This is a genomic window from Opitutales bacterium, from assembly GCA_013215165.1.
Classification (GTDB): domain Bacteria; phylum Verrucomicrobiota; class Verrucomicrobiia; order Opitutales; family JABSRG01; genus JABSRG01.
Genome location: JABSRG010000086.1, coordinates 1 through 9,294, shown reverse-complemented (window position 1 = coordinate 9,294; position 9,294 = coordinate 1). Strand labels below are relative to the sequence as shown.

General features: G+C 53.1%; 5 protein-coding genes. 4 read left to right on the top strand and 1 reads right to left on the bottom strand.

The genetic code is table 11. The annotated features are described in order from the left end of the window. Positions 1-87 precede the first annotated feature (87 nt). The gene (gene miaA, locus HRU10_14205; GenBank protein ID NRA28383.1) at positions 88-1,059 is read right to left on the bottom strand and encodes a tRNA (adenosine(37)-N6)-dimethylallyltransferase MiaA; all 972 of its coding nucleotides are present in this window, start codon (positions 1,057-1,059) and stop codon (positions 88-90) included. A gap of 258 nt (positions 1,060-1,317) precedes the next feature. On the opposite strand from miaA, the gene HRU10_14200 reads away from it, so the two are divergent. From HRU10_14200 to HRU10_14185, 4 genes are read left to right on the top strand one after another with little or no spacing between them, the layout of a single operon-like run. Next, positions 1,318-5,136 (top strand): LLM class flavin-dependent oxidoreductase, encoded by a 3,819-nt coding sequence (locus HRU10_14200; GenBank protein ID NRA28382.1) that lies wholly within the window; start codon positions 1,318-1,320, stop codon positions 5,134-5,136. Beyond that, positions 5,127-6,284, top strand: coding sequence for an SDR family NAD(P)-dependent oxidoreductase (locus HRU10_14195; GenBank protein ID NRA28381.1), 1,158 nt, complete (start codon positions 5,127-5,129; stop codon positions 6,282-6,284). The genes HRU10_14200 and HRU10_14195 overlap by 10 nt, the downstream gene beginning before the upstream one ends. Before the next feature lie 4 nt (positions 6,285-6,288). Further along, on the top strand, positions 6,289-8,043 hold the full coding sequence (locus HRU10_14190) for an AMP-binding protein (protein ID NRA28380.1): 1,755 nt from the start codon (positions 6,289-6,291) through the stop codon (positions 8,041-8,043). A gap of 3 nt (positions 8,044-8,046) precedes the next feature. After that, entirely contained in the window at positions 8,047-9,234 is a 1,188-nt protein-coding gene (locus HRU10_14185; protein ID NRA28379.1) for an AMP-binding protein, read from the top strand. The last annotated feature ends 60 nt before the right edge of the window (positions 9,235-9,294 follow it).

Below are 9,294 nucleotides of genomic sequence, written 5' to 3'. Positions count from 1 at the left end.
TTCCTTGATCGGAAGTCCGCCAGAGCCAACCACTTTTTAATTTTTTAGCGCATCCCTATGGGATGGCTGTGAAGAAAAGTATTTAAGTCAGCCGAGTGATTTGGAATCTGCAGCGAAGAGCTGATCAACCGCGTCGGACTCTTCAACGCTGTCTAAGTCCAACCATTGATCCACCGAGATTTGGTGTCGAAGCCACGTTCGCTGACGCCGGGCCAGGCGCCGTGTATTGACCACGATAGCCTCCGTCAGTGCTTCGAGACCCCCCTCCTTGGCATCGAGCCACGTCAATACCTCGCGATAACCAATCGACCGAGCCGCTGAAGGATTTCTCTCAAGTCCGGCGCTACGCAGTTTGCTGACCTCATCGATCAAACCGGCATTCAACATTTGCCTGACGCGCGCCTCGATGCGTTCAAACATCACCTCACGCTCCCGAGTGAGGATACATGTCTGCTTAGGGTAATCAGCAAAAGGCGATTTCAATGCTTCAAAGCGCGCACGTTGTGCCTGCAATGTCAGACCGCTGCCCCAGCAGCGTTCAAGGGCTGCAACCGTACGCCGCGGATTCTGTGTATCGATTAATGACAGATCATTCCCCTCAACTGCCTCAAGCGCAGCCAAAACAGCCTCGTTGCCCCCTCGCTCATATAGGTGGGCTACTCGCTCCCGAATTTCAGCGGATACCAGCGCTTGATCAGTCACGGCCGCAAAAAAGGATTTTAGATAGAAACCACTTCCTCCGGTTATCAGTACACGAAATCCGCGCCGATGAATGTCCTCGATCACCGCGCGAGCATAAGCGACGTAACGATCTACATTGTACTGCTCCTCAACCTCGACGAGATCGATACCGTGATGAGGCACGCGATTGCGTTCTAACGCGTCCGGTTTGGCCGTTCCGATATCCATCCCACGGTAGAAAAGCAGCGAATCGCAGGACAGAATTTCAGCATTATTTGCTTCCGCCCAGCGCAAAGCCAGCGAAGTCTTACCCACAGCCGTCATACCCGACAGCACATAGAGCGTGCGGTCCATATTTTCTGTCGATGCGGCCATCATTAGATTTCAAACCAGAAGCCCCGGTGAAAACAATCCGGATTCTCCAAAGAGTGAAAATCGTCATTTTTCGTTTACATCAATGCCCACTGCCATAGCCACTGGATCGACTGCTATGCTATGTGATAATCCATTAGTTCTCTGTACCCAATTAGACATTGTTCTGGGTCTCGAAACATGGACGAATACGGCTTCGGTTATTGAGAAAATGTTATCAGACAAGCAGCCGCATTTTCGTTTGATATTCAGTGTTAATGAGCGATGAGCGATGTTTCTAAAAAACCAGGCCCCTTTCACGACAGGCTTAAGAAAGCGCTCGTTGCAGTGAAGCAACAGCAGGCTGAATTGTCCGCTTTGAAAGCGCGAAATTCCGAGTCTATTGCCATAGTCGGAATCGGATGCCGATTCCCCGGCGGCGTAAGAGGCCCACAATCATTTTGGCAAAAACTCAGTGAGGGCTTCGACGCGATTCAGGCTGTGCCTAGCGAGCGTTGGGAAACCGAGCGTTTTTTCGATAAAACACCGCAGACCCCCGGCAAGCTCTACACCCGATATGGTGCTTTTCTTGACCGCGCGGATGCATTCGATCCACGGTTTTTCCGGATCACACCCCGCGAAGCCATTAGCATGGACCCCCAACAGCGTATCTTATTGGAAACTGCTTGGGAATCACTCGAAGATGCCGCCATCGATCCAACGACATTGAAGGGCAGCAAAACCGGCGTATTTGTCGGTCTAACCGTCGTCGATTATGCTGAGCTCTTGAGGAGCGACGACAAACGCCGTATCGACGCCTATTATGCAACGGGCAACGCAGCCAATATGGCCATTGGTCGACTCGCTTATTTCTTTGGCTTCAATGGCCCGAGCCTCACTGTAGACACCGCCTGTTCATCGTCACTCATCAGCACCCATCAGGCCTGCCAAAGCTTGAGGACAAGCGATAGCGATATGGCGCTCGCAGCGGGCGTGAACCTCATACTCACACCTGACAATTCCATCGCGATCTCAAAGGCGAAAATGCTCTCCTCCGACGGTCGCTGTAAAACCTTTGATGCCTCAGCTGACGGCTATGCTCGGGGCGAAGGCTGCGGTGTCGTAGTGCTCAAGCGACTTGGCGATGCACAGCGTGATGGTGACCGCATCTACGCCTGCATCGCAGGCAGTGCCATCGGCCAAGACGGTGCCAGCAGTGGTCTCACCGTCCCACACGCACCGTCACAGGAAAATATTATCCGGCAGAGCCTCGAAAACGCCAATTTGACCTCGGGAGACATCGGCTATGTCGAAGCACACGGCACCGGCACCTCTCTGGGTGATCCGATCGAAATCGAAGCCCTAGGGCGCGTCTATCGCGAAGGACATACCTCCGAGAAACCCTTGGTGCTCAGCTCACTCAAAACAAACCTCGGCCATATGGAATCGGCTGCGGGTATCGGCGGCATCATCAAAGCCGCCTTGAGCGTACACCACGGACAGATCCCGCGACACCTTCACCTCCAAAAAGTCAATCCAGCCATGAGTCTGGACGAGATCCCGGCCACGATCACTACCGAGCATATCGATTGGCCGTCTACTTATGACCAGCGCATCGCCGGTGTCAGTTCCTTCGGTTCCAGTGGATCGATCGGACATATGCTGATTCGCGAATGCCATCAGAAGTCCGACCGAACTTATCAACCTGATGTACCCGAGATCTTTGTCATCTCCGCGCGCACAGAGAATCAGCTCGGAGAACTGAAACAGCGCTGGATTGAGTTTCTCGAAGGCGACAACCTCCCATCTCTGCGCGATCTGTGTGCATCAGTGGCCTGGGGCCGCGCAGTCTTGGACTATCGCTGGGCAACCACGGCCAGCAACTTAAAAGAACTAAAAGCTGCCCTCATATCTGGTCAAAGCTCTCAAAACGATACCTGCATCGCATTCACCGAATCAGGTGCGCTCGACCGGCAAGCACTCTTCCCTATCGGCAGCTTTAACAAAACCAGTCTGCCCACCTACCCCTTTGAACAGCGTCGCTGCTGGATCGATAGCCTGCCCGCGCTCGATACGAACGAAGACAGTCTCCTGGGCAAGGAGCTCCCGACTCAGGCGCACGCGAGCGATACACACGTTTGGGAAAAGCGATTCGAACGCTTCGATTACGATCCGCCCCAGCTCATTAAAACTGCTCAAACCGCAGCAAGCTCGGTCTTGGGTAAGTCAATTACTCGCGTCCACCACCACACACTGACGGATCGCCCAAAAGTCTCGAAATTGGCCGGATCGGGCACCCAGCAAGTCACCCTGCATCAGACAGCTCCGCACACGGCATCCATCCAAATATTTGTCCGACCACAATCTGCTGATGCATGGAGCCAAGTCGTCGAATTTGAAGTATCGACGCAACACAACCCGACTCAGTCTCGAGCGATCGATTTCGGCGTGATGTTCTTCAACGGCACTGAACGCCCGGGCAGGGATGCTTCCTACGCACTCATCCGTGAAGCCACTCGATTTGCTGATCGCCAGGGTTTCTCCAGTGCATGGATCCCTGAACGCCATTTTACAGAATTCGGTGGCCTCTATTCCAATCCATCGGTCATGCACGCAGCTTTGGCAGAGTCGACACGACATATTCGCCTCATGGCGGGTTCCGTAGTACTTGCACTGCACAACCCCATTCGCATCGCCGAAGAATGGTCGATGGTGGATAACCTATCCAATGGGCGCACTGGAGTTTCCTTCGCTTCTGGATGGCATCCCAACGATTTCTGCCTTGCTCCAGATAATTTCGCACAACGCCACGATCTTTTATTTAAGGGTATCGAACAGCTACAAGCGCTGTGGCGCGGTGAGACTGTCGAGGTTGCCAATGGCAAAGGCGAATCAACAGCAGTCCGAATTTACCCAACTCCCGTCCAGCCCGAGCTACCACTCTGGATCACGACTGCGGCAAACCCTCAGACTTTCGAAACAGCCGGTCGCCTAGGCGCCAACATTCTGACGCACCTGCTCGACCAGGACGTCGATCAGCTCAAGGCGAAAATTGCGCTTTATCGCAAAGCCCGAAGCGATGCCGGCTTCGATCCAGAGACAGGTCGAATCACTGTCATGCTGCACACCTTTGTCGGTGACGATGATGAATCCGTGCGCCGTATCGTCAAGCCACCCTTCACCCAGTTCCTAAAGGAGAACATTCATTTGCTCAAGGGACTCGCAGCAGCTCGAGGAAGAGATGTCGATGTTGATAACCTTCAAGGCGCCGCCCTGGACGAGTTTGTCGAATTTGTCTTCGACAGATTCTACGAAAGCCGCGCGCTGCTCGGAACAGTGGATTCTACCAAGGCAATGGTCGAAAAACTCATTGATGCAGGCGTAAGTGAGATAGCCGCACTCTTGGATTTCGGTCCATCCAACGCCGAGATGCTGGATATGCTACCCGGGCTGGAGACTCTAAAAAACCAGTTCGCCGCGCACACCCAATCGTTTGATCGTTCAGGCAGTGACTTCGATACACTCATCGAAGACTGGAAACACAAACGGATCTTGGAGAGCAATGATGTGCCGCAAAATGCTGCTTCTTTGGGAGGTGTCGCTTTCGTTCAAAAATGGTCGCCCGTTCCGAGTTCTTTTTACGAGAACACGAGCTCAACTCCAGACATCATTGCTCTTGTTGGCGGGGACGGAGAAGTCACATCAGCGTTCGAGAACTTAGGCATCCGAGTCACACGAGACCTCGCGGACAACTTTAGTTCCCTACTTTGGCTCGGCGAGCATACGGACTCTACAGAAGATCTCCTCAAGCTCTCCGAAACAATCAAGCATCTCAAACGCGCCGGTTCTGAACCGAAAATCTGGACAATTACAGAACAAGCTCAACAAATCGCTGAGGAAACAGTTTTTCCATTTGAAGCCTTGCGCAGCGGCTTTGCAAAGGTGCTACCCATCGAACACCCCGAGCTGTGGGGCGGGATTATTGACTTGGAAAGAGAGTCATCGGTTCAAACCAAAGCTGAACAAATCCTTTCTGTATTGAGAAGTCGATCGGGAGAAGATCGCGTCGCGTTTCGAAACGATACCCCCACCTCTTGCGCCTAGTCGAAGCCACAGAGACCCACCCAAGCCAGGTTTCTCCAAAGCCCATCACGCACGCTCTGATCACAGGTGGACTGGGAGGCATCGGGCGCACCGCGGCTAAACAACTTCTAAAAGAGGGAGTCCATCGTATTACACTGGTGGGTCGAAGCTCTAGATCCGATTCTGGCTTTGATGATTTAGAACACCCATCGATTCATTACAAATCGCTGGACATCGGTGACCCGTCGGCCGTCGCGACATTGAAAGTGGAAATTCCTGCTGTTTCTCACATTTTCCATACAGCGGGCTCATGGAAAGACTGTCCCATCGAATCGCTCGACGTACAGAAGCTAGACGAAGTCCTGGCCCCCAAGGTCGCCGGGACACTGAATCTCATCAAGACTTTCGACGCTCCTAACCTAGAGCGCATACAACTTTTCTCCGCTTTCTCTTCGATCATGCCTGCACATGGCCAGGCAAACTATGCCGCTGCGAATGCATTTCTGGACGCCGCAGCACACTTGGAGACTGAGGCAACCATCCAAACAATAAACTGGGGCCCATGGTCCGATGTAGGATTTGCTGCGACTGCCATAGGCGCGCGCGCGCATACTCAGTTGGAAAATTTTGGCATACGCCGGTTCAATCCAACCCGCGGTTACGCTCTGCTCGAATCTGCCATGCTGTTCTCCGAGCCGGCTCTTGCCTTGATTGATGTCGACTGGGCGCACCTCTTCGAAGCTGACCCGCAGGCCGCACTGATGCCGATGCTAGCCATACGAGTCGCCGCCGTTGCAGTTGAGACCCCAGTAAGCAATGCATCTGAAGATGTCATCGAGACGCTGCGATCCATCGAGTCTGTAGACCAGCGTATGCATTGGCTGCTGACAAAACTGACCAAGATCATCGCCGATATTCTTCAAACAACTTCAGATGAGCTGCCCGGTGACACCTCATTGCTCTTACTTGGAGTCGATTCGTTGATTGCCGTTCAGGTTAAGAACTCAGTGGAGCGCACACTGGGAATCAGTCTACCCATGGCACGCATTTTAGAAGGCCCGACTTTACATGCCCTTACCGAAGAAGCACTCACGCACCTGAGCGTGATCATGCTTCAATCCAACGCTGCTACCGGAAGTGATATCGAGATGGAGGAGATCGAAATCTAAAGTCATGGACCTCGACGCGAAAAGGAAAGCATTGATGGAAATGCTCCTCGCCGAGGAGGGTTTTGATGCTGACTCGTCGGTGGAATCCAGCGGTGCGATCAAGCCAAGAGATGTGGCATCACCGTGCCCACTTTCATTCGCGCAACAACGCCTCTGGTTTATCGACCAGCTCGACCCCGGCAACCCGGCTTACAATGTGCCGGGCGTCCTAGATATTCATGGGAAGCTGAATGCAGCCGAGCTTCCCATCGCAATGAGTCGAGTCGTCGAACGCCATGAGAGTTTGCGCACACGTTTCGTGGATAGGCCTGACGGACCCATGCAGGAAGTCTTGCCACCAAGCGAAGCAACACGAGCGTTTACATTTACACAGAGTGATTTGTCTCACATCCTTGGCTACGATCGCGAGTCCGAACTGAAGCATCTTGTTCACAGCGAGCTGAATCACCGATTCGACCTCGCCAACGGCCCCTTATTTCGTCTCCACCTGATCCACTTAGAAGACAGCCATGCACGGCTCCTCTTCACCCTGCATCACATTATTTGTGACGGCCATTCATTAGGTTTAATCGCCGAGGAATTATCGAAGGCTTATACAATTGAGACAACGGACCCCCTCAAGATACAGCTGGACGATTACTGTGTTTGGCAACGCAGCGATGAAGCAAAACAAGCACAGACGAATCATTTAAAATATTGGACCGATAAGCTTGCCGGAATCGAACTCTGTGAACTCCCTGCCGATCGACCCCGACCCGCCGCGCCGACACACCATGGAGCCAAGGCCGAATTTTCCATATCTGAGGCATTGCGCCAGCGCGTTGAAGCATTTGCCAGAGCTCAGAACACGACTCCTTTCATTGTGTTGATGGCGGCTTTTAAGGCCTTTGTCTACCGCCACACAGGCCTCAAGGATCTATCGATTGGCACGCCCGTTGCCGGACGAACCAGGGCAGAAACCGAGTCTTTGATTGGCTTCCTTACCAATACACTCGTAATCCGTTCTCAGCTGGAATTGCGCATGTCATTTTGGGCATTTTTAGACCAGCTCAAACAGACCACAAACGAAGCATGGGAGCACCAAGATGTGCCCTTCGAGCAAGTCGTTGAAGCACTCAGCCCAGAGCGGTCTCTTGATCGAAACCCACTCTTTGAGATCCTCTTTGTGTTTCAGCCTAAGTTTGAAGCATCAGCATTAGGCGATGCGTATATGTCACTCCTGCTGCCTGAAGTCAGCTCGGTGAAATTTGACTACACCTTCAACTTGCGCGAAACCGATACGAGCTACGCTGGCTGGGTCGAATACAACGCGGATATCTTTGATTCGATCACCATCGAAGACGGCTGCGGACGCTTTGTGCGACTCCTCGAAGGCGCGATAGAGCGTCCTGACACCCCCATCGCCGAGCTGCCGCTCATGGACGCGGCAGAGTGGAATCATACAGTGCACACCCTTAATACGACGCATCAAGTGTTTGATGAAACACGCTGGGTGCACGACTGGTTTAGTTATCAAGCGCAACGCACACCGGCAGCTCCAGCTATACGTTTCGAGGGCTCAAGCTGGACTTACCAGAAACTCGAATCGGCTGCTAATCGCCTAGCCCACTACTTCATCGCGCACGGTGCAGGACCCGATGTCGCTATCGGCATCTGTATGGAACGCTCCCCGCAGCTGATTGTTGGAATGATGGCGATCCTTAAGGCAGGTAGCGCCTACCTCCCCCTAGATCCAGCCTATCCTCAAGACCGCCTCTAGTTTATGCTGGAAGACAGTGCGGCACCCATCCTTCTGACCGACCGAGCTTCTCGGAACCGTGTCCAAGTGTCATCAGCCGTAGCCGGCTCCGTCTATGAGGAACTGCATTCCGAGCTTGGGACCTTGCCAGATCATGCTCCCACGGTTTCGCTCCACCCGGAAAACCTCCTCTACATCATTTACACCTCAGGCTCAACGGGCCGGCCCAAGGGCACCGCTTTGAGCCATGTCGCTCTCCGCAACTTGATCCTTTGGCATCGCGATGCACACCTTTGGCCTGCGACCACCTTGCAGTTTGCATCCCTCATTTTCGACGCGAGCTTTCATGAGATCTTCGTTGCTTTGGGATCAGGTGCCCCATTGGTTTTGCCCACCGAAGAGCAGCGGCGTGACATCGATGCGTTAGTCGAACTTCTCATCGAGGAACAGGTTGAAAAATGCATCCTCCCGGTGGGTATTTTCCAACAAATGGCAGCGGAGTATGCGGACCGCGATAGAGTGCTTTCTGCATTGAGAGAGGTCATTACTACGGGTGAACAATTGATCCTCACCCCGGCGATGACACGTCTCCTGGAGCGTCATCCTGATTGCACATTACACAACCATTACGGCCCTTCAGAAACACACGTTATTACCGCATATGCATTTGGGGATCTACCGCATAAGCTCGATGTGCCGCCGCCAATCGGCAAGCCACTCGATAATACCACCATCTATCTGCTCGACGATTCATTCAACCCCGTCCCATTTGGCACATTCGGTCGCTTGTATGCAGGAGGAGACAATCTCGCCCGTGGCTACCGCGAACGCCCCGATCTTACTGCTGAACGCTTCATCCCCAATCCATTTTCTAAATCAGGAGAACGCCTGTATGACACAGGTGATATCGCGCGTTACCTACCCGATGGGAATATCGAGTTTTTAGGCCGAGCCGACGGGCAACTCAAAATTCGCGGTTTCCGCGTCGAGCCGGGAGAGATCGAAACTTGCCTGACCCGCCACGGAAACATTCAGCATGTAGCTGTTATCGGAGCCCAGCTTCAGAAACACCGACTCTCCCTGGTCGCTTATTATACAACACGTTCGGGAGCGACCATGGAAGCGTCGGAATTACGTGCGTTCGTTCAAGGACACCTGCCCGACTACATGACGCCGTCACGTTTCATACATTTAGACACAGCCATCCCATAGGGATGCGCTAAAAAATTAAAAAGTGGTTGGCTCTGGCGGACTTCCGATCAAGGAAGTCAG